This window comes from Bradyrhizobium sp., from assembly GCF_049512235.1.
GTDB lineage: Bacteria > Pseudomonadota > Alphaproteobacteria > Rhizobiales > Xanthobacteraceae > Bradyrhizobium.
The window spans coordinates 1-19,850 of sequence record NZ_JBEKXH010000071.1 but is presented as its reverse complement, the minus strand read 5'-3'; the positions used below and the strand labels follow the sequence as shown (position 1 = coordinate 19,850).

The 19,850-nt window shown below is 62.7% G+C and carries 21 protein-coding genes and 1 pseudogene; 11 read left to right on the top strand and 11 right to left on the bottom strand.

From position 1 onward, the window contains the following. Positions 1 to 228: 228 nt before the first annotated feature. The 4 genes from ABSG20_RS09455 (at position 229) to ABSG20_RS09440 (ending at position 1,951) form a co-directional block, all read left to right on the top strand. Positions 229 to 705: a hypothetical protein gene (locus tag ABSG20_RS09455; RefSeq protein ID WP_423864236.1), complete on the top strand. Its 477-nt coding sequence runs from the start codon at positions 229 to 231 to the stop codon at positions 703 to 705. Between the two features lie 78 nt (positions 706 to 783). Beyond that, positions 784 to 1,023 (top strand): hypothetical protein, encoded by a 240-nt coding sequence (locus ABSG20_RS09450; protein WP_423864235.1) that lies wholly within the window; start codon positions 784 to 786, stop codon positions 1,021 to 1,023. A gap of 197 nt (positions 1,024 to 1,220) precedes the next feature. After that, positions 1,221 to 1,475 (top strand): hypothetical protein, encoded by a 255-nt coding sequence (locus ABSG20_RS09445; RefSeq protein WP_423864234.1) that lies wholly within the window; start codon positions 1,221 to 1,223, stop codon positions 1,473 to 1,475. Positions 1,476 to 1,507: 32 nt separating this feature from the next. Beyond that, positions 1,508 to 1,951 carry a hypothetical protein gene (locus ABSG20_RS09440; RefSeq protein WP_423864233.1) on the top strand — a complete coding sequence of 148 codons (444 nt, stop codon included), beginning with the start codon at positions 1,508 to 1,510 and terminating at the stop codon, positions 1,949 to 1,951. 173 nt (positions 1,952 to 2,124) lie between these two features. Here ABSG20_RS09440 and ABSG20_RS09435 read toward each other — a convergent pair whose 3' ends face one another. Next, positions 2,125 to 2,322, bottom strand: coding sequence for a hypothetical protein (locus ABSG20_RS09435; protein ID WP_423864232.1), 198 nt, complete (start codon positions 2,320 to 2,322; stop codon positions 2,125 to 2,127). A 280-nt stretch (positions 2,323 to 2,602) separates the two neighbouring features. On the opposite strand from ABSG20_RS09435, the gene ABSG20_RS09430 reads away from it, so the two are divergent. From ABSG20_RS09430 to ABSG20_RS09420, 3 genes are all read left to right on the top strand, one after another. Then, the gene (locus tag ABSG20_RS09430) at positions 2,603 to 3,103 is read left to right on the top strand and encodes a hypothetical protein (RefSeq protein ID WP_423864231.1); all 501 of its coding nucleotides are present in this window, start codon (positions 2,603 to 2,605) and stop codon (positions 3,101 to 3,103) included. Positions 3,104 to 3,155: 52 nt separating this feature from the next. Next, on the top strand, positions 3,156 to 3,371 hold the full coding sequence (locus ABSG20_RS09425; protein WP_423864230.1) for a hypothetical protein: 216 nt from the start codon (positions 3,156 to 3,158) through the stop codon (positions 3,369 to 3,371). 95 nt (positions 3,372 to 3,466) lie between these two features. Further along, positions 3,467 to 4,285, top strand: coding sequence for a Crp/Fnr family transcriptional regulator (locus ABSG20_RS09420; protein WP_423864229.1), 819 nt, complete (start codon positions 3,467 to 3,469; stop codon positions 4,283 to 4,285). A 198-nt stretch (positions 4,286 to 4,483) separates the two neighbouring features. Here the strand turns inward: ABSG20_RS09420 and ABSG20_RS09415 are convergent, their stop codons facing one another. Both ABSG20_RS09415 and ABSG20_RS09410 read right to left on the bottom strand, forming a co-directional pair. Next, positions 4,484 to 5,050 carry a c-type cytochrome gene (locus ABSG20_RS09415; RefSeq protein ID WP_423864228.1) on the bottom strand — a complete coding sequence of 189 codons (567 nt, stop codon included), beginning with the start codon at positions 5,048 to 5,050 and terminating at the stop codon, positions 4,484 to 4,486. 70 nt (positions 5,051 to 5,120) lie between these two features. Beyond that, the gene (locus tag ABSG20_RS09410) at positions 5,121 to 5,675 is read right to left on the bottom strand and encodes an SCO family protein (RefSeq protein ID WP_423864227.1); all 555 of its coding nucleotides are present in this window, start codon (positions 5,673 to 5,675) and stop codon (positions 5,121 to 5,123) included. Between the two features lie 415 nt (positions 5,676 to 6,090). Here ABSG20_RS09410 and ABSG20_RS09405 point away from each other — a divergent pair, with 415 nt between their 5' ends. Next, complete coding sequence (locus tag ABSG20_RS09405) at positions 6,091 to 7,770, top strand: multicopper oxidase family protein (RefSeq protein WP_423864226.1); 1,680 nt, start codon at positions 6,091 to 6,093, stop codon at positions 7,768 to 7,770. 131 nt (positions 7,771 to 7,901) lie between these two features. On the opposite strand, the gene fdhF is transcribed toward ABSG20_RS09405, so the two are convergent. The 6 genes and pseudogenes from fdhF to mobB form a co-directional block, all read right to left on the bottom strand. Then, entirely contained in the window at positions 7,902 to 10,667 is a 2,766-nt protein-coding gene (gene fdhF, locus ABSG20_RS09400) for a formate dehydrogenase subunit alpha (RefSeq protein ID WP_423864225.1), read from the bottom strand. Positions 10,668 to 10,791: 124 nt separating this feature from the next. After that, complete coding sequence (locus ABSG20_RS09395) at positions 10,792 to 12,486, bottom strand: NADH-ubiquinone oxidoreductase-F iron-sulfur binding region domain-containing protein (protein WP_423864224.1); 1,695 nt, start codon at positions 12,484 to 12,486, stop codon at positions 10,792 to 10,794. 229 nt (positions 12,487 to 12,715) lie between these two features. Then, positions 12,716 to 14,255: pseudogene (locus tag ABSG20_RS09390) on the bottom strand (L-lactate MFS transporter). A 422-nt stretch (positions 14,256 to 14,677) separates the two neighbouring features. After that, positions 14,678 to 14,926, bottom strand: a complete 249-nt coding sequence (locus ABSG20_RS09385; protein WP_423864223.1) for a sulfurtransferase TusA family protein — start codon at positions 14,924 to 14,926, stop codon at positions 14,678 to 14,680. Between the two features lie 41 nt (positions 14,927 to 14,967). After that, a complete protein-coding gene (locus tag ABSG20_RS09380; protein ID WP_423864222.1) occupies positions 14,968 to 16,224 on the bottom strand; it encodes a molybdopterin molybdotransferase MoeA in 1,257 nt (418 codons plus the stop codon). 8 nt (positions 16,225 to 16,232) lie between these two features. Next, complete coding sequence (mobB, locus tag ABSG20_RS09375) at positions 16,233 to 16,760, bottom strand: molybdopterin-guanine dinucleotide biosynthesis protein B (protein ID WP_423864221.1); 528 nt, start codon at positions 16,758 to 16,760, stop codon at positions 16,233 to 16,235. A 107-nt stretch (positions 16,761 to 16,867) separates the two neighbouring features. Here mobB and ABSG20_RS09370 point away from each other — a divergent pair, with 107 nt between their 5' ends. Together ABSG20_RS09370 and mobA are read left to right on the top strand one after the other, a co-directional pair. Then, positions 16,868 to 17,758, top strand: a complete 891-nt coding sequence (locus ABSG20_RS09370) for a formate dehydrogenase accessory sulfurtransferase FdhD (RefSeq protein ID WP_423864237.1) — start codon at positions 16,868 to 16,870, stop codon at positions 17,756 to 17,758. Further along, positions 17,748 to 18,377: a molybdenum cofactor guanylyltransferase MobA gene (mobA, locus tag ABSG20_RS09365; protein WP_423864220.1), complete on the top strand. Its 630-nt coding sequence runs from the start codon at positions 17,748 to 17,750 to the stop codon at positions 18,375 to 18,377. Before ABSG20_RS09370 ends, mobA begins: the two co-directional genes overlap by 11 nt. A 108-nt stretch (positions 18,378 to 18,485) precedes the next feature. Here the strand turns inward: mobA and ABSG20_RS09360 are convergent, their stop codons facing one another. Continuing rightward, entirely contained in the window at positions 18,486 to 18,950 is a 465-nt protein-coding gene (locus ABSG20_RS09360) for a GNAT family N-acetyltransferase (RefSeq protein WP_423864219.1), read from the bottom strand. Positions 18,951 to 19,143: 193 nt separating this feature from the next. On the opposite strand from ABSG20_RS09360, the gene ABSG20_RS09355 reads away from it, so the two are divergent. Then, on the top strand, positions 19,144 to 19,482 hold the full coding sequence (locus ABSG20_RS09355; protein ID WP_423864218.1) for a hypothetical protein: 339 nt from the start codon (positions 19,144 to 19,146) through the stop codon (positions 19,480 to 19,482). Positions 19,483 to 19,626: 144 nt separating this feature from the next. Here ABSG20_RS09355 and ABSG20_RS09350 read toward each other — a convergent pair. Then, positions 19,627 to 19,850 (bottom strand): response regulator (locus ABSG20_RS09350; protein WP_423864217.1); only part of this gene is annotated, 224 nt, incomplete at its 5' end.

The following is a 19,850-nucleotide window of genomic DNA, read 5'->3' as shown; positions in this document are numbered from 1 at the left end:
ATCAAGTCCGGGGCAGGCTCCCTCCCCGCCACGCGCGATGCGCGTGGGGGGAGGGGAGCCTAACCGTCGGCCGGGACCACGCGCCGGCCATGGGGACCGGCCGCCCTACCCGCGTGTACTTATGACATCTCTATTTCCCGGGCGCCCGTCCCATCTCGTTTTCAAATGGCATCTTGACCATGTTGCGGGTGCGGCCGATCGCGGCCGCGCCTGATGGGAGATAATGCCATGCGGCTACTCAAAGCACGTCGAAGTCCCGTCGAGCTCAGCAGCCGGCTGCGCACCGCGCACGCCGTGACGGCCGAGCTCATGTCAGATGTGATCGGCGAGGCATGCCGGCGTTTTCCGTCCATGGGACAGACCGCGAAGACGGCGCGGATCGCGCGGTTGACCGCGGCCGAAGCCTGGACCGATGCCGCGCTGGCTCTGATCGATCTGGAACTGCCGCTTTGGCAGGTTCGCCGCATCGCCTATGACGAGGGCGAGTGGTACTGCGCGCTGTCGCGCGAGCGCGAGCTTCCCGAGTGGCTCGACCGGTCGATCGAAAGCCGCCACGCGGATCTGGCGCTGGCGATCCTCGGCGCGTTCGTCGAGGCCCAGCGGGTCGCTGCTCCATCGAGCCGGCCAAGCGTCCCGATCGTAGCGCGCGACGTGCGCGACGTCAGTCGGTTTGACGTGCCGTTCTGCTGCGACAATTTCGCCTGAGCCGCGTAGAAAAGGTTTTGGGAGTTTCGAGTTTTGGCGCAGTTCCCTGTTCAGCCGCGAGAATTGAGATCCGCCCAGGTGCTGGTTCGCTTTGCGCTGCGAACGAGCATCCTGGTCGTTTTCGCCGCTTTCGGCGGCATCGGCTTCGGTCTGAGCCTTGGAGCGCTGCTGTGGATGTCCATCATCGTCAGCGCCATCATCGGCACGATCAAGCGCGAGCTTCCGTTCGACGTTGTTCTCAACCACTGGGACGAGACGGTGGCCTACGCGGCGTTGTTTTTTCTGGTCAGCGTCTTCAATCACGCGGTCCCGGTTTGAACGGCCCCCGCGCGATCCTATGCGGTTCATATGAGATCGTGGTCTTGTCGCTCTCGCATTCATATCCGGACAGGAAGATATTGCGAGCATGAGTTAAGGCCCTCCCCCCATCACCCAGAACACTTGAAAAGCATAACAACGGATGAGCCGGCGGCGTCGGAAGTGCGCGCAACTCGCCCAGGATAAGGAATACCAACGTGAAGCTCGTCGAACCTCCCTCGTGCAGTTTTCCGTCTGCAATCGTCTTCATCGGCAAGAACAGCCGCGGCAACTGGGTCGCCCGGCAACAGAACGGTCTCTACGGCGGCCTGTTCGTCAACCGCGCGCAAGCCGTCAAATACGCGCTGTTCGAGAATGGCCATCACCCCGAAACGATCGTCGAGTTGTCTCGCGAAATCGAACTGGACATTGACGGCAAGCTCCCCTTCGCCGTCACACGGCGCGTCGCGTGAACAATCCGGCGCCCTTCATTCAGGAGAGCCAGATGGATCAGCCTCATTCCGTCGCGAACCCGGAGCAGGTCGTCGATACCATGATCGGGCTCACGCGTTTATCCAAGCTGCATCGCGCCATCGTCGCCGGCAGCGGCAGTCTGCAACTCTATCTTGCGCTGCGGCGGCGCGGGTTCGTTCGCGTCGCGACCACCGCGACCTGCCGCATTCCCAGAGCACAGCACGCGGTCGGCCTGATCGCCGGCCAAAACTCGCTGACGGCGATCGAGGCGGCGCTGACCCAGATCTCGCCATTCCTCAGTGCCAGCGCGGCGATCGCGGTCCTGATCGACTCCCGCGAAAGCGGCTTGTGCATGAAAATCCGCGCCAAGCTGGAGCAGATGGGCTTTCGGATCGAGGCCGGCGTCAGGTGCGAGCAGGGTCTCGTGCTTTCCGCCTATCGCCAGGGCTTCGGCCAGATCGAAAATGCGGCGTGAGATCCGATGACATCCCCCGCGTCCGCACGCGGCCACACGTAACCAACACCGCCGATGCCGCGCCCCCACCCCACCCTCCCCCGCGAAGAGCGGGGGAGGGAGTGAGAGGCCAATGCCCGTGGCCTGAAATGACAGGTTTCACCGAATCGGTCTGCGAGGAACATTGCGCAGGCTCAGCTGCCTCCGACGGATGCGCGACCCAGCAAGTGCTTCTCGCGCCATTTCGGTCCGGGGCCGCGCATATAGTGATCTTCCGGCCGGTATTTCCTGACCGGCCCATCCCAGGATGGACCGAGAAACGTCAGCGCGGAGCTGACGACTTGGCGCAGGATGGAAAAAACAACCCTTGCGATGAATGAAAGCTGTCGCATGTGAGGCTCCGCGCCAAAAGCTGAATAGTGAAACATCTTCGATCTCCGCCGTCAGCCTGAATGGCGGACGATTGGACCGAAGATGCAGATGTCTGCATAGGAAATCGAGGCGGGCTGCGCTTGCCTGTCATAGCCGCGATATAAATGCCCGCAGCGTTGGAACGGCGCTATGTCCGTCAAGGATTCTTATGTCGCTCCTATGCGAGGCAACGCCGGGCCATCTGGCATTCCTATGGCCTCGTCGGCACATCATGGCGGCAAGATTCGCGAGGAGGCCGCCATGGCCACGATCACTTTTGATACCGCAAACCGGAAAGAGCACGTTCGGGAACGACGTGAAACCGTGCGTCCGACCGCTGCGATCACGCGGCAAGGTGAGCGTCCCGGCATTGTGCCCGCCGAGCAGCCCGCAGCCGTCAGCGCGCAATTTCAACCGCTCGATCCCGACATCGTCAACGAGGCGGTCCCGGCATTTTTCATCGGCCGCAACAAGGAAGGTTTTTGGATCGCCCGCGACGTCAAGGGCCGGTTTGGCGGAATTTTCCTGTTCCGGTATTCCGCGCTGGCGTTTGCAAGGCGGAAGAGCCGGCCAGCGGGGTGCGCAACGATATATCCATCCGAGAGGTTCGAACTCGACCTGGAAAACAGCGGCAATCCGCTGGTGCGGCACCTCAGGCCGGTGATCCGCCTTTCGAGGCGGCCTCGCCGGCAGTTGGCCGGCGTCATCGCAAAGACGAAGGCTGCGGTCAAGCGCCGGCTGAAGCAACTTTACGCCTTTTGAAAGGACGCATTGCGCGTGCCCGGCGGGCACAAGGAAGCGAAGGATCCCAGATATGACCATGCTGACGCAACCTCGGAGCCCGCTGGATCGGGTGGCCTATCGACCGGCAAAGCGAGCCGCGGCCGGAGCAGGTGCGCCGGGAACAGGCCTGGCGCTGATCAAGCGAATTTGTGTGGCCGCCACTACAATCCTGCTGACGGGGGGCGCCCTGGCCGGCATCATCGCGCTCAAGACCGCAATCTATTTTTGGCGCTTTGATTATTTTTGACGCACGCCGAGTGCAGGATCGGGCTGATGCGGGGCGGTTTGAACGGCTATACTTGAGAGAACCGTTCTAACTCGCCGAGGCGCATGGAGGTTCCGATGGTACTTGGCGGCGCAGACCTGTCGACAATCCTGGATCGCATTCTCGATACGGCGGCCGATAACCTCAGGATCGCAAAGATCCTGCTTCAACTCGGTCTCGACCCCAACAACGTCACCTATGACGCGATATTCAACCGCCTTCTGGAGATTTTCCTGGCCAACATCACGCTTGCCAACATGTTTGCCCTGGTGGGCGCCATCTTCTTTGTCGCCACTTTGCTGACGCAGACGATGGTGCCGTTGCGGGTCGCGAACATGGTTGGCTGCGGGTTCTTTGTCGGCTTTGGCGCGCTGGCCGGAGACGTCAAGACCTTCCTTCTGTACCTGCTGTTGCTTCCCATCAATGCCTTTCGGCTCCGTCAAATGCTCAATCTGGTCAAGAAGGCGCGTGCCGCGACACAGGGCGATACCTCGATGGAATGGCTCAAGCCGTTCATGACCGAGCGCAAATATCGCAAGGGCGATATTCTGTTCAAAAAGGACGATACGGCGCACGAAATGCTCCTGACCGTCACCGGAAATTTCCTGGTAAAGGAAATCAGCGTCGAGCTTCCGCCGGGACGTCTGATGGGCGAGCTTGGCTTCCTTACGCCCAATAACCGGCGAACGGCGACGATCGAATGCATCGAGGACGGCCATGTCCTGACCATCACTTACGAAAAGCTGCTCGAGATCTACTTCCAGAACCCGCAATTCGGTTACTACTTCCTTGTTCTCACCAGCCAGCGTCTTTTGGAAAACATCGCGCGGCTCGAAGCGATCGTGGCAAAAAACCAGCTCGCGCAGCAGACTGCGGTCGCGGGCGGTACCAATTGAATGCCGATTTGCGCGGTCGAACCGGAGGGCTCCCCGACGCTGTGGCGCGCGCTGCTGTCGGGAAAATACGCGCCAGCGCCGGACGAGCGCGTTGCGGGGCTGATCTGCGGGGCTAACACAACCGCGGTCCGGTCTGACTGATCGCGACCGCCCTGCTTCGCCGCGTTGCTCGGATCCTGAGCTCGCTGGCTTCCCGAGCTACCGCGAGGAGTCCTGGCGGACGACGTTGGCCATGCATGTGGGCGGCAGCTTCCACGCGATTCCGGCGGCATCCGCCGGCATCCCCGCAAGGCCGGGGTTGAGCATCGCCTGCGAGGCGCGCAGCCCGAGCGGCCAGCGCCGCTTGATGAAGGCGATGACGGCGAGGAGATCGGCGTCGCTGAGAACGTCCTTGAAGGCCGGCATGAAGGAGGCGCGATCCGCCGCTGCCGGCTCGAACCTGCCGAATTTGGTCATGAGGAAGAGCGCTTCGTCGGAATGCTGCCAGGTGTGACCGGTTTCGTCATGGGCCGGCGCGCGCCGGCCGGCAAACTGGTCGTTGAGCTGCCAGAGCGGCTGTCCCTGGAGATAGCGGCCGTGGCAGGAGGCGCAATGCTGCCGGTAGAGCTGCTTTCCGATCGCGACGGCGGCCTGGTCGTCGGCATCGGCGAGGTGCGGGACGTGTGCGAACGCCACGTGCCGCGCCAGCCCGACGCCGGCCGCCGACGCGCCCACGGCGCCGGCAATCCCAAGGCCGATCAGCCATCGCTTGAGCTTATAGCGCATGAGCCATCCCCTTCGGTGCCGGCATCCATGGCGGCTCCCGGCTCGAGCGGAATGCCGGAGCAGGCATGCATCATCTGATCAATTGTCGCAGCTCGTCGGCCAGCTGATGGCCCGGCAGGTCTCCGGTCAAAAGCTTCGCGAACGCGCCGTCCGGGTTCATGACGTAGATGTACGAGCTGTGGTCGATGGCGTAGGCGTCATGGCCGAGCTTGCGCACCGCGTAGGTGACGCGGAATTCCGCCGCGACCGCAGCGGTCTCTTCCGCGGTGCCGCGCAGCCCGAGGAAGCGCGGATCGAATGAGCCGGCGTAGTCGGCCATCACCTCTGGGGTGTCGCGATCCGGATCCACGGTGATGAACAGCGGCTGCACCTTGTCGGCAAGGGGCCCGAGCTGCTCCAGCGCGGCGGTGATGTCGCTCAAGGCCGTCGGGCAGGCATCCGGGCAGTACGTATAACCAAAGTAAATGATCAGCCATTTGCCGCGAAAATCTCGATCGGTCACCACGCGTCCGTCGGGCGCGGTGAGGCTGAATGGGCCGCCCAGCTGCAGCGTCGGCGTGATGGCATCGCCGCGTGGCAACCGATCGACGGCGACGAAGGCCGCCGCCACGCCGACGGCGATCACAACCAATGCGACTGCAAGCAGGTGCCGAGGTTGCAGTTTCGTGGTGGCCATCCACAGCGATCGTTTGACGGCACTGCTCCGCTGCATCGTTGTCGTCCCCCCGTTTTTCTGCCGAACGTCGTGACGGAGCCAAGAGGTCCGGCTTCTTCCACCCACAACCTTTGGTCGGATAACTATATAACTCAATTTTAGATTGACAATGCAGTCTAACATACATATGGTAGCTGTCTACCTTAGTGTCTGTGTTATCGGCTGGGGGTTGGGAACATCGTGTGAGGGGGCGGTGATCGCGGGACTTTATTGGACCGGTCGCTATCCTTGATCCGTCACCTGCAGCGCTACCGATGCAAAGGTCCACGTGCACGTGTGGGCTCCCGCGGGAGTTGCACGCCAAAAAGGCAGATGGGAGGATATGATGAACTACGCAGAAGCCAGTTCAGGACCGCCGGCGCGTTGGCGCCGCCTCGTCCGCAATATCGCGATCGGCATCGGCGGCTTGGCGCTGATGCCACTATGCGCCTTCGCTCAGTCGCCAAGCACACCAGCCAACCCGTGCCCGCGTCCCGCCGCCGGCAGCCTCGTCACGCCGCCGCCGGATCTCTTCAGCAGCGACAGTGCGCTGAACGTAGCCCTCAACTACTTCACCACCACGGACAGCGCCGGCCGCACGCTGTTCTGCTTCGTGACCGCGGACAGCCATGCCCTGGAATCGCCGACGCTGCATCTCAATCCGGGCGACACGCTCAACATCGCGGCGACCAACAAGAACCCGCGGCCACCAGCCGGCTCGCCGACCGAGGTGGTGTCAAACTCGTCGGACCAATGCGGCGACAAGACGATGACCATTACCTCGTTGAACATGCACTTCCACGGCACCAACACCACGCCGGCCTGCCATGGCGATCAGGTCATCCACACCATCATCAACTCGGGCGAGACTTTCGACTATTCCCTGAAATTCCCGACCAACGAGCCGCCCGGGCTCTACTGGTATCACCCGCACGTCCACGGCATTGCCGAGGCGGCGCTGCTGGGCGGCGCGTCCGGCGCGATCGTCGTCAACGGGATCGAGAACATCCAACCGGCGGTCGCCGGTCTGCCCGAGCGGATCCTGATCGTTCGCGACCAGAACGTGGCCGGCAGCCCGACGCCAGGCGGCGCCGTTCCATCATGGGACGTCACGCTCAACTACGTTCCCATCGCCTTTCCGGCCGAGACCCCGGCCATCATCCAGATGAAGCCCGGACAAAAGGAGTTCTGGCGCGTCGCCAATGCCGCCGCCGACACCATCATCGATCTCCAGGTGGTCTATGACGGCGTGCCGCAAACGCTGCAAATCGTCGGGCTCGACAGCGTGCCCGTCGGCTCTCAGGACGGCACCGGCCAGGGCAAGCTCCTGCCCCAGACCGACATTCTGCTGGCTCCCGCGGCGCGGGCGGAATTCATCGTCACCGGACCCTCGGCAGGCGTGAAAAAGGCCAGCTTCATCACGCTCAACATCAATACCGGCCCGGATGGCGACAACGATCCGACCCGGACGCTCGCCACCATCCAGGCCACCAACCATCCGGCGCCGACCCTTCCGGTCATCCCCGCCCCATCGGCGCCGGCGGGCTCGGCCATGTTCGCCGGCCTTGCCAGCGCGACGGTGACGGCGCACCGCACGCTCTATTTCTCCGAGGTGCTGCAGGACCCGAGCAATCCTTCCGGCCCGACCAACTTCTTCATCACCGTCGACGGGGCGACGCCGACGCTGTTCGACCCCAACAATCCGCCGTCGATCGTCACCCATCAGGGAGCGGTGGAGGATTGGACCATCCAGAACCGGGCGCTGGAAAACCACGAGTTCCACTTTCACCAGATCCACTTCCTGTTGCTGGCGGCGAACGGCGTGCCGGTGCCGCCGAGCCAGCAGCAGTTCCTGGACATGATCCAGGTTCCCTTCTGGAGCGGGACCGGCCCCTATCCGAGCGTGACGGTGCGGATGGACTTCCGCGGCATGGACATCGGCGATTTCGTCTATCACTGCCACATCCTCGGACACGAGGATAGCGGCATGATGGCGATCATCCGCGTGCTGGCGCCGCCGTCCTGAAGCCGCATCGGACGCACCGACAGCTGACAGCGGCTTGAGCTGGATTTCGGCGGCATCGATTATGCCGCCGAATTTTTTGCGCGTTGATAGGCGGCTCTTCCGTCATATCCAAGGCACAATGGCCCGCGTGGTCACTCGGCCGCGTTGCTGATCTCGGCGCGCTCGGCCCTGACCGCGCAGAACTTGAATTCGGGAATCTTGCCGAACGGATCGAGCGCCGGATTGGTCAACAGGTTGGCGGCGGCTTCCGCATAGCAGAACGGCATGAACACCATATTCTCCGGAACGTCGCGATCGGAGCGCACTTTTACTTCCACGGCGCCGCGCCGGGTCTCGAGCCGGACCAAATCGCCGGGCCATACCTTCAGGCGCCGCATATCCTTCGGCGACATGAAGGCGACTGCCTCCGGTTCGATGGAATCGAGCACCTGGGATCGCCTGGTCATCGAACCGGTGTGCCAGTGTTCGAGCACGCGTCCGGTCGACAGCACCATCGGATATTCATCATCGGGCAGTTCGTCCGGCGGCACCACGTGCGCCGGCACGATCTTGCCGCGGCCGCTCTCGGTCGGAAAACCCGTGGTGAAGATGATTTCGTTGCCGGGCTGATCAGGATGGTCGACCGGATAGGTCACCGCGCCCTCGCGCACCAGCCGCTCCCAGGTGATGTTGTTCAGCGATGGCATCACCTGCGTCATCTCGGTGAACACGTCGGCCGGTCCGTCATAGTGCCAGTCCAGCCCCATGCGCCGGGCGATCTCCTGGATGATCCAGAGATCCTGCCGCGCATCGCCGGGCGGTTTTATCACTTCGCGCGCCAGCTGGACGCGACGGTCGGTGTTGGTGAAGCTGCCGGATTTTTCGGCAAAGGCCGAGGCCGGCAGGATGACGTCGGCATGAAACGCGGTCTCGGTGACGAACAGATCCTGGACCACGAGATGTTCGAGTTTTGCCAGCGCCTGGCGCGCATGCTGCAAATCGGGATCCGACATCGCCGGATTCTCGCCCTCGATATACATGCCGGTGATCTCGCCGGCATGGATTGCGTTGATGATCTCGACCACGGTGAGGCCGCGGACCGGATCGAGATCGTAATGCCAGAGCTTCTCGAAGGGTTCGCGCAGGTCGGTGCGCCCGACCGGCTGATAATCGGGCAGGAACATCGGGATCAGTCCGGCGTCGGAGGCGCCCTGCACGTTGTTCTGGCCGCGCAACGGATGCAGCCCGGTGCCAGGACGGCCGACCTGGCCGGTGATCAAAGCGAGCGCGATCAGGCAGCGCGCATTGTCGGTGCCGTGCACATGCTGGCTGATGCCCATGCCCCAGAAGATGATCGAGGCGCGCGAGCGCGCATACATCCGCGCCACTTCGCGGATGGTTTCCGCCGCAATGCCGCAGATCGGCGCCATCTTCTCCGGCGTGAATTCGGTGATGCGCGCCTTGAGATCGTCAAAACCCTCGGTATAGCCGGCGATATATTGCTCGTCGGTGAGACCTTCGGTGATGATGGTATTGATCATCGCATTCAGGATGGCGACGTCGCTGCCGGCCTTGAACGCCAGATGTCGATAGGCATGGCGCGACAGCGACTGGCCGCGCGGGTCCATCACGATCAGCTTGGCGCCGCGCTTGGCCGCGTTCTTGATGAAGGTCGCAGCCACCGGATGGTTGACCGTGGGATTGGCGCCGATCACGATGATGACCTCGGCGTCCATGGCGGCCGCGAACGGCGCCGACACCGCGCCGGAGTTGAGGCCCTCCATCAAGGCCGCAACCGATGAGGCGTGGCACAGACGGGTGCAGTGATCGACGTTGTTGGAGCCGAAGCCGGTGCGTACCAGCTTCTGGAACAGATAGGCTTCCTCGTTCGAACCCTTGGCGGAGCCGAAGCCGGCCAGCGCCTTGACGCCCTTCTGGTCCCTGATCCCAACCAGGCCTTTGGCCGCGATGTCGAGCGCTTCGTCCCAGCTGGCTTCGCGGAAATGCGTGAAGGGATTGGCCGGATCGACCTGGTCGTTGGCGTCCTTCTTCACATTCGGCAGCCGCACCAGCGGTTTGGTCAGGCGATTGGGGTGATGGATGTAGTCGAAGCCGAAGCGGCCCTTGACGCAGAGCCGGTTGTGATTGGCAGGCCCGTCGCGCCCTTCCGCGTAGATCACCTTGTCGTCCTTGACCTGATAGGTGACCTGGCAGCCGACGCCACAATACGGGCACAGCGAGTCCACCTTCTTGTCGGGATAGGTGATGCGGGTCTGGTTCTCGTCCAGCATCACCGCCGGCATCAGCGCGCCGGTCGGGCAGGCCTGCACGCATTCGCCGCAGGCGACACAGGTCGATTCCCCCATCGGATCGTCGAAATCGAACACGATCTTGGAGCCGTGGTTGCGGTAGGCCATGCCGATCACGTCATTGACCTGGACCTCGCGGCAGGCGCGCACGCACAACCCGCACTGGATGCAGGCATCGAGATTGACGCGCATCGCCGGATGGCTGGCATCGCCGTCCCAGCGCCGGGCCGCCGGGAACCGGCTTTCGGTGACCTCGATTTTTTCAGCCCAGTGCCAGAATTTCGAGCCGGGATCATGGGATGTCCGGCGCGCCGGCTGGTCGGCGACCAGAAGTTCCATCACCATTTTCTGCGCTGCGATCGCGCGCGGGCTGGCCGATTTGACCTTCATGCCGACACCAGGGGTGCGCTGGCAGGAGGGCGCCAGCACCCGCTCGCCCTCGACCTCGACCATGCAGACGCGGCAATTGCCGTCGGGCCGGTAGTCCGGCTCGGGGGAAAAACACAGGTGCGGAATTTCGCGGCCCTGCCGTTTTGCGACTTGCCAGATGGTCTCGCCGTCGATGGCCTCGACGTGTTGGCCGTCGAGCTCGAACTGGATTTTTGTCATTGCGCAGCTTCCTTCGCGCGTATTCCGCAAAAGCGGGCACCGGTTTTGCGAGCGGAATACGCGCAAAACTTCAACCGTGAGCATTTTCTCACGGCAAACCGGTTCCCACTTTGCCGGAAAATGCTCATGGCAGAAACTCGTCCGGAAAATATCTAATGACTGTCGTCAGCGGATTCGAGGCCGCCTGGCCGAGACCGCAGATCGAGGCATCGCGCATCGCCGCGCTCAATTCCTCGAGCAATCCACGGTTCCATACTGGCTCTTGCATCAATAGCGCCGCCTTCTCCGTTCCGACCCGGCACGGCGTGCACTGGCCGCAGCTCTCATCCTCGAAGAAGTGCATCAGGTTCAACGCCGCATCCTTCACGCTGTCCTGCTCGGACAGGATGATGACCGCAGCCGAACCAATGAAGCAACCGTATTTTTCCAGCGTGCCGAAATCGAGCGGGATGTTGTCCATCGACGCCGGCAGAATGCCGCCCGACGCCCCACCCGGCAGATAGGCGCGAAATTGGTGTCCCTCGGCCATGCCGCCGCAGAATTCGTCGATCAATTCACGCACCGTGACGCCCGATGGCGCGAGCTTCATGCCCGGATTTTTCACCCGCCCCGAGACCGAATAGCTGCGCAGGCCGTGGCGCTCATTGCGGCCATGGCTCTTCCACCACACCGCGCCTTTTTCGACGATGTCGCGAACCCACCACAGCGTTTCGATGTTGTTGATCAGCGTCGGCAACCCGAACAACCCGACCTGGAAGGGATAGGGCGGCTTGTGCCGCGGCAAGCCGCGCTTGCCTTCGAGGCTTTCCAACAACGAGGATTCCTCGCCACAGATATAGGCGCCGGCGCCGCGGCGCATGTGCAGAACCGGGCCGCCCGGCGGCAGCTTTGCGATCTCGCGTTCGAGAATCTGGCGCGAGGCCGGATATTCGTCGCGAATGTAGATGTAGATCTCAGGCGCTTCCACGACCTGGGCGCCGATCAGCATGCCCTCGATAAAGCGGTGCGGATCGGTTTCGAGGTAATAGCGATCCTTGAACGTTCCGGGCTCGCCCTCGTCGCCGTTGATCGCCATCAGCCGCGGCCCCGGCTCGCCAAGTACCGCGCGCCACTTTCGCCCCGTCGGAAATCCCGCGCCGCCGAGACCGCGCAAGGACGCCTCGTCGAGCGCCTTCAACAGATCTTCCTTTGCCAGTTCGCCGGAGCGCAGCCGTTTCAGCAGTTGGTAGCCGCCGCCCGCGACATAGGCATCGTAGTCGACATAGTCTGGCAGATGGGTGTGGGTATCGCCGGCCTGCGCCGCCGCCAGCACGCTGGACGCGCTGGCGTGATCGACAAAATGATGGCCGACCTCGGCCGCGGGCGCGGTATCGCAGCGGCCGACACAGGGCGCACGCACCACGCGAATGCCGGGACCGGCGGTGTTGCGCAATTCCTGCAGCAGTTTTTCCGCCCCGAGCATCGCGCAGGTCAGCGAATCGCAGACCCGGATGGTCAGCGGCGCAATGTTCGCCTCGCCCTCTTTCACCACGTCGAAATGCGCGTAGAAGGTCGCCGTCTCGAACACTTCGGCGAAGGCAAGCTTCATCTCGTCGGCAAGGGCTGCGAGATGGGCGGCCGAAATCTGATGATAGGCATCCTGGATCAGATGCAGATGCTCGATCAACAGGTCGCGCCGCCGCGGCCGGTCGCCAAGCAGCAGGGCGATCTCCTCGGCAGCCCTGGGATCGACCTGGCGCCCCTTCGGCGTCGATTTGGCGCGCTTCCGTCCCTCGCCGGGATGTTCGAACGAGCGAACCTGCTGCGCATCATGACCCATTGGTATCGCTCGCTCTTTGGCTGTTTTCGCGCAACTTTAGTCTCTGGCATGCCAGATGCCAAGGGGGAAGATAACCCAACAGTATACCCGAAAATATGCAGCGAGGCAGAACGGCCTCCGCCGTCCTGCCTCCGTGGTCGCATGGAACTGCGATGGTGTTTAACGATTCGCAGTTGCGCGCGGCCACATGATGCGTTCATCCCGGCAGGGCGCGGGATCCCGAACAAGGCTACTGAAACAGCTTCATCGCGTTAGAGAGCGTCTGCAGAACTCCCCAGAGGAGCGGGATGCCGACAAAACCCCAGGCGAGGAGAAGCTTCAGTTTCATCGTTCCGTCCCGATTTGCGTTTTGCATGCTGTCATCCTCCTCACGCGCCGGCGGGTTTGGAAATGGCGGCAATCTCCGCGACCGTGTCTTCGGCTTCGTGATCCTTCATATGGTAGCGCGCGTGGACGGCCTTGATCATGAAGTTGCAGATAAAGCCGATCACCAGCAAGCCCGCCATGATGTCCATGGTGGTATTGTAGGCCTGCGCCTTGGGCACGCCGCTGTCGATCTGATACTGGCGGATATAGTTGACCAGCACGGGACCGAATACGCCCGCCGCCGACCAGGCGGTCAGGAGCACCCCGTGAATGGCCCCGACATAGCGCGTGCCGAACATATCCTTGAGATAGGCCGGCACGGTGGCGAAGCCGCCGCCATACATGGTCATGATCACGACGAAGCACAGTACGAACAGCGCGACGCTACCGATCGAACCGGTCCACGGCACCAGGCAATAGAGCACCGTCCCGAGTGCGAAAAAGCAGAAATAGGTGTTTTTGCGACCGATGATGTCCGACGTCGACGCCCAGAAGAAGCGGCCAAGCATGTTGAACAGGCTCAGCAGCCCGACAAAGCCCGCAGCGGCAACCGCGGTGACATGGCCCGGAAACATCTCCTGGCTCATTGCGGAAGCTTGTGAGAGCACGCCGATGCCGGCGGTGACGTTGAGGCAAAGCACCCACCAGATCAGCCAGAACTGCGGGGTTTTGATCGCGTCGTAGACGTAGACGTGCTTGGTGGTGATCAGCTTTTGCTCGACGACCGGCGCCGTGTAGCCTTCGGGCTTCCAGCCCGGCGCCGGTATCCGCACGATCGCCGCGCCGACCCACATGAACACCAGATAGATCACGCCCATCACAATAAAGGTCTCGGCGACCCCGACATGCGTCGGCGTCGAAAATATCGACATCAGCCAAACCGACAGCGGGGAGGCAATAAAGGCGCCCCCACCAAACCCCATGATGGCCATGCCGGTGGCCATGCCTGGGCGATCAGGGAACCATTTGATCAGCGTCGAAACCGGCGAAATATAGCCGAGGCCGAGACCGCATCCCCCGAGCACGCCATAGCCGAGATAGATCATCCAGAGATTGTGGGCATAGACACCCAGCGCAGAAACGAGAAAGCCGCCGGCCCAGCAGATGCCGGCCGTGAACATCGCCCGCCGCGGTCCGCCTTCTTCCACCCAGCGGCCGAAGATCGCGGCTGAAAGGCCAAGGCAGACGATTGCGATCGAAAAGATCCAGCCCAAATCGGTCAACGGCCAGTCGTCGGGGGCCGACTTGGTAATGCCGATCAACTTTGTCATCGGAAGATTGAAAACGCTCAACGCATAGGCCTGGCCAATGCACAGATGGATGCACAGCGCCGCCGGAGGAACCATCCATCGGCTATAGCCGGGCTCAGCGACCGTATGTTCGCGATCAAGAAACGATAACATAGCCATTCAGTCCTCCCCTACAGCCGCCCACCCCGGGCATCTCTGCGAAAATCTACGATTCTGTAGTTACGATACGGTTATTTGATTTCCTCTACTGCGCACAAGCTTTACTGCGCGCAAGCTTCGGGTTTGCTGTGCCGCACCATTGATCAAGGAAAGGCCGGGCTGGCGCAACGCACTGGAAAAAAAACAACACCCTAGTAAGACCATTTGATGCCGTTCGCCGTCACCGGTCCGGGTATTGAAAGATCGCTATATAGCCAGGATTGCGTGTCAAGCTAGCGCCACGACTTGACGATTAGCTGCCGCGGAATGCTGATGCAGAAACCGGCCTGTGTCGATACACCAAGGGTAGCAATCCACGGTCTCCACAACAAATCTGATCCGGATCCAGCAGCGCTCTCTTGCTCCTTGCGCGGATCTCAGACCTTACCACCGCCAGGACCGCCAGCCTTTTCGATCAGGAACACGATTCGACTTTCCGCGCGTTCCCTGATCTCGACCTTGTCGCCGGTTTCCCGGATCAGGTTGGGGATATCGATCACCGACAGCGGATCGGTGCAGCAGACTTCGAGCATATCGCCGGGTTTGAGCGCTTTCAGCGCCTTTCGCGTCTTCAATGCCGGCAGCGGACATTTGAGGCCGGTGAGGTCGAGGCTTGTCGTGGTCATGGCCCAACATGGCGAAGCCGGCTGGGAGCGTCAACGGAAGCTCACATCAGGCTCGCATACGATAAAAACCCAACGGTCTGGCCAAGTTCAACCCGGGTGACCTCTTCCCCGAGTTCGACCAGCCCGTCGGTGTCGACCAGCGACGACAACAGGCCAGCTCCCTCACGCGGAAATTTTGTTGCTTCGAGCACGCCGTCGGGCGCTTGGCGCAGATTGACCCGGACATATTCGCGGCGCGCGATCTTCTTTTTGTAGGTGAAAGCGGCGCGCAGCGGCATCGGCAGCAGCGGCTCTTGCGCGGCGCCCGACAGCGCCAGCACCGTCGGCCGCACCACATGGACAAAGGTGACAAAACTCGCGACCGGATTTCCCGGCAATCCGACCAGCGGCGTGCCGCCGATGATGCCCATCGCCACCGGGCGGCCCGGCTTGATCGCCATGCGCCACAGGACCAGCGTGCCGGCTCTTTCGACGGCGGCCTTGACGTGGTCTTCTTCGCCGGTCGAAACGCCGCCCGAGGTCAGGATCAGGTCGTGGCTGCGGCCTACCTGCTCCAGGCTGCCGGCCAGCGCGGCGCGATCGTCGCCGATAATGCCGAGATCGCTGACCTCGCAGCCCAGGCGCGCCAGGAGCGCCCCCAGCATGAAACGGTTGGAGTCGAACAGCTGCGCGTCGCCGCGCCGATCGCCCGGTGAAACCAGCTCGTTGCCGGTGGAAAAAACCGCGACGCGAATGCGCCTGCGGACATCGACATGCGGCAGGCCGAACGCGGCCAACAGTGCGACATCCTGCGGCCGCAGCCTCTGGCCCGCTTTGAGCGCGGGATGGCCGGCGGCAACGTCTTCGCCGGCGGGGCGCACATTGGCACCTGGCCTTAGCCCCGCCGGGACCACAACCCGGCCGTTGCCGTCAAGCCGCACGTCCTCCTGCATGAACACCGTGTCGGCGCCCACAGGCATCGGCGCGCCGGTGAATATCCGCATGGCGTGGCCGGCCTGAAGCGGCGCTTGCGCCGACCCGCCGGCCTGAACGCGCCCGGTCACGGGAAAAACGGCTTCTGCCTGAAGCGGAAGATCGCTGCCGCGCACGGCATAGCCATCGACGGCGGAATTCGTGAAAGGCGGCAGCGGCAGCGGCGCGGCGATGTCGTTTGCAAGAATGCGCCCGTCGGCCTCATGAAGCGAAATGCTCTCGCGCTCCTGCACCGCGCTCACTCGCGCCGCGATGAGGCCGACGGCATCATCGACCGACATCATCGGCCCTCCGAAGGCAAAGCAATCGTCGGACAATTGCGCCATGTTGGCACTCAGCTTTCAGGCCGGCGTCGCGCCAGCACCTCTTCGCGGGATATCGCCGAGCGCTGCATCATCGCGGCGATGGCCGGGATGTCATCGAGATGGGCCACCGGCAACGCGGTTTCAACCGCCGTGTCGGTCGCAAGGCCGGCGATAGCGGGATCGCCGGGAAACAGCAGCGCCTTGCCATTGGCCGCGCGATGGACCTCGATCTTGCGATGCGGCTCGGATTTGAAGCCCTCGACGACGACCAGATCGACCCGCGACATCTTCTTGAGCAATTCCGGCAGCCCCGGCTCGCCGGCGCCGCGCAATTCATGCATCAGGGCCCATCGCAGGCCTGAGGACACCAGCACCTCCTCGGCACCGGACTGCCGGTGCACCCAGGAATCCTTGCCCGGCACGTCGACATCGAAACTGTGATGGGCATGCTTGATGACGGAAACGCGAAGGCCCTGTTCGCGCAAATGCGGGATGATACGCGACAGCAATGTCGTCTTGCCGGCGCCGCTCCACCCCGCCAGCCCAATCACTTTCATTATGTTCTCCAAGACTTCGACGGAACCGGGCTATGTTTTATTCCCTGGTGCTTTATATCGGCCATCAGGGAATGTCATGCCAGCCGGACCAGATGACCAAGCCGATGATGACAAAGATCGACAAAACCCCCATCCCTCTGATCCTGCCGGATCCGCACGATCCGCGGCTGACCGAGCGCGTCGCCGGGACCGATCAGACCGGGGCTGCGGTCGAGATCAATGTCCCGGTGGAGCGGCCGCTGACGCTCTATCTCAACGCGCAGGAGATCGTCACCATGATGACGATCGGCGACTACCCGGAATATCTGGCGCTCGGCTATCTGTTGAACCAGAACATGCTGAAATACGACGATGTCGTCACCGAGGTCGAATATGACGACGACCTGCAGGTGGTAGTGGTGCGCACCGGGCACCATACCAATTTCGAACAGAAACTGAAAAAGCGCACCCAGACCTCGGGTTGCGCGCAGGGCACCGCCTTCGGCGATCTCATGGAAGCGGTCGAAAGCGTCGCGCTGCCGAAAGCGGAACTGCGCACCTCCTGGCTCTATCAGATGACGCACGCGATCAACACCATGCCCTCGCTCTATCTGGAAGCCGGCGCGATCCATGGTTGCGTGCTGTGCAAGGAGGGCACGCCGGTCTGCTACACCGAGGATGTCGGCCGCCATAATGCCGTCGACAAGATCGCCGGCTGGATCTATCGCCACGGCGTCGATCCCGCCGACAAGATCCTCTACACCACGGGAAGGCTGACCTCCGAGATGGTCATCAAGACGGTGCGGATGGGCATCCCGATCCTGGTATCGCGGTCGGGGTTCACCGCCTGGGGGGTCGATCTGGCCCGCCAGGTTGGGCTGACGCTGGTCGGGCGCGCCCGGGGGAAACGCTTCATCGCGCTGTCGGGCGAAGAGCGCATCGTCTACGACCAGAACCTCGCCTTTGTCGAAGAGGAATCCGCCCGCCACAAGCGCAAGGGCGCCGACCGTGACGACTGAATTCCCGTCAACTCCCGGCGTGCTGCTCGCCGGTGGCCTGGCGCGGCGGATGGGCGGCGGCGACAAGCCGATGCGCCAGATCGGCGGCCGCACCATTCTCGAGCGCGTCATCGCGCGGCTCGCGCCACAATGCGACGGGCTCATTCTCAACGCCAATGGCGACCCGGCGCGATTCGCGCGTTTTGGTCTTCCCGTCATCGCCGACACGGTGGAGAATTTCCCGGGACCGCTCGCGGGCATCCTTGCCGCGCTCGACTGGGCCGCGGCGGCCAGGCCGGAAGTTGAGTGGGTGCTGAGCGCGGCGGCGGATTGTCCCTTCCTGCCGCGCGATCTGGTGGCGCGGCTGCAGCGCGCCCGCGTCAATGAAAAAGCCGAACTCGCGGTCGCGGCTTCCGACGGCCAGTCGCATCCGGTGATCGGATTGTGGCGCGTCGATTTGCGCGCGGCGCTGCGCCACGCCTTGGTGGTGGAAGACATCCGCAGGATCGACCGCTGGACCGCGCGCTACCGACTCGCCACCGTGGAATGGCCGGTCGATCCGCTCGACCCGTTCTTCAACGCCAACACCATGGATGACATCGAAGCGGCGGAGCGATTGGCGGAGCTCGATGGCGGATGAAACCGGCCGATCCGAAGCGGCCATGCGGAAATGGCACCGCTACTATTGCGCTTCCGAAGTTCTGATCATATCGGCATGCCCCCGGTCCTCATCCCGAGTTCCATGCCATCACGCCTGCAGATCGCGGGTAAGGAAGATGCTGTTCGGTTCAGGCTTGTATCCGTCGAACGGTGCACACTCGACAAATCCATGGCGCTTGTACAATGCAACAGCCGGTTGGAAATACGCCCATGATCCGGTTTCGAGGCTTAATTTTGTAATTCCGCCATGGCGAGCTGCGTCAACAATGTGTTGCAGCACTGCCGATCCAATGCCGCGACGGCGAGCGGTCTCGGCAGTGTGCATTGACTTGACCTCGCCGTGGGTCTTTGACAGGCGCTTCATCGCGCCGACTGCCAGCAGATTTCCCTCCTCCCACGCGGACCAGAAGGAAACCTCCGGTGCCATCAGGCCCGATATATCAAGCGCGTGAGCGCTCCCGGGCGCGGTTTGTGCTCGCGCATTCGATAGGTGAACGCCGAGTAGACGGACTACCTGCGGGTCGGCGAGACCACCGGCAATGATCTTGACCATCGTCTTTTCCTGGGGCTTGCGCGGATCCAGTCGTTTCATATGATAGAAAAATAATGCCGAGCCAAGCATTACCGGGGGTCAGGCGGCATCGCGCAGCCCGCTCTCGGATGTGCAAGATGGTATTCGGCCGCTTCGCGCTTGTCCGGGTCTGCGGCGAGGACCCAGCACCACACGGTTTATCGACGAAATCGAATTGAAAAAGGCGGAGCTTGACCGGCTGCGCACGCTATCGCCGCATGCCCTCGCCCATCTTGAACATGCCTACGACCTCGAACTGCCCTTCACATCGAACGCGATTGAAGGCAACACGCTGACCCAGATCGAAACCAGCCTCATGATCGAGCAGGGCGAGCCGTTACGTCAATACGGATCCAGGGACGTCAGCATTTCCTTCGCCGGCGCAAGTTCCAGCGCTGAATGGGCGATTGCGCGGCTTGGCTGGGTGCAGCACCGGCGATCCCGGAAACAGCGATTGCACGCGACCTTAGCGGAGTATTTGACCGCCTTGCACGAGGCGCTTCCCCCCACCTGATCCAACTCCGCAGCACGCCTTCAGGCTCGCCGGTCGTGCCTTGCAGCCGCGCCTCACCAAGCAGCCGGTCGATCAGGATGCAGGCGCCGGCTGCCTGGGACGCCGCGCTTGCGCCAGCGGCGCGCCGCCTGCGGCAGGATTTTCTCACACCGCCGCAGTCCGCGACGGAGAGGTGGCGGCCTCGATTGCAGCCTGGAGCTGGTAGCCGCGAAGCGGCTTGAAAAGTACTGCCGCAGCATGATCCAGTTCGATCCGTTTCAGATTGGCGGGCTCGCGGGACCCCGTAACGAAAATAATCTTGGAGCCGACGGCGCTGTGGATGGCGATCGACGCATCGACACCATCCTCGATCCCTTTCAATCGGACAT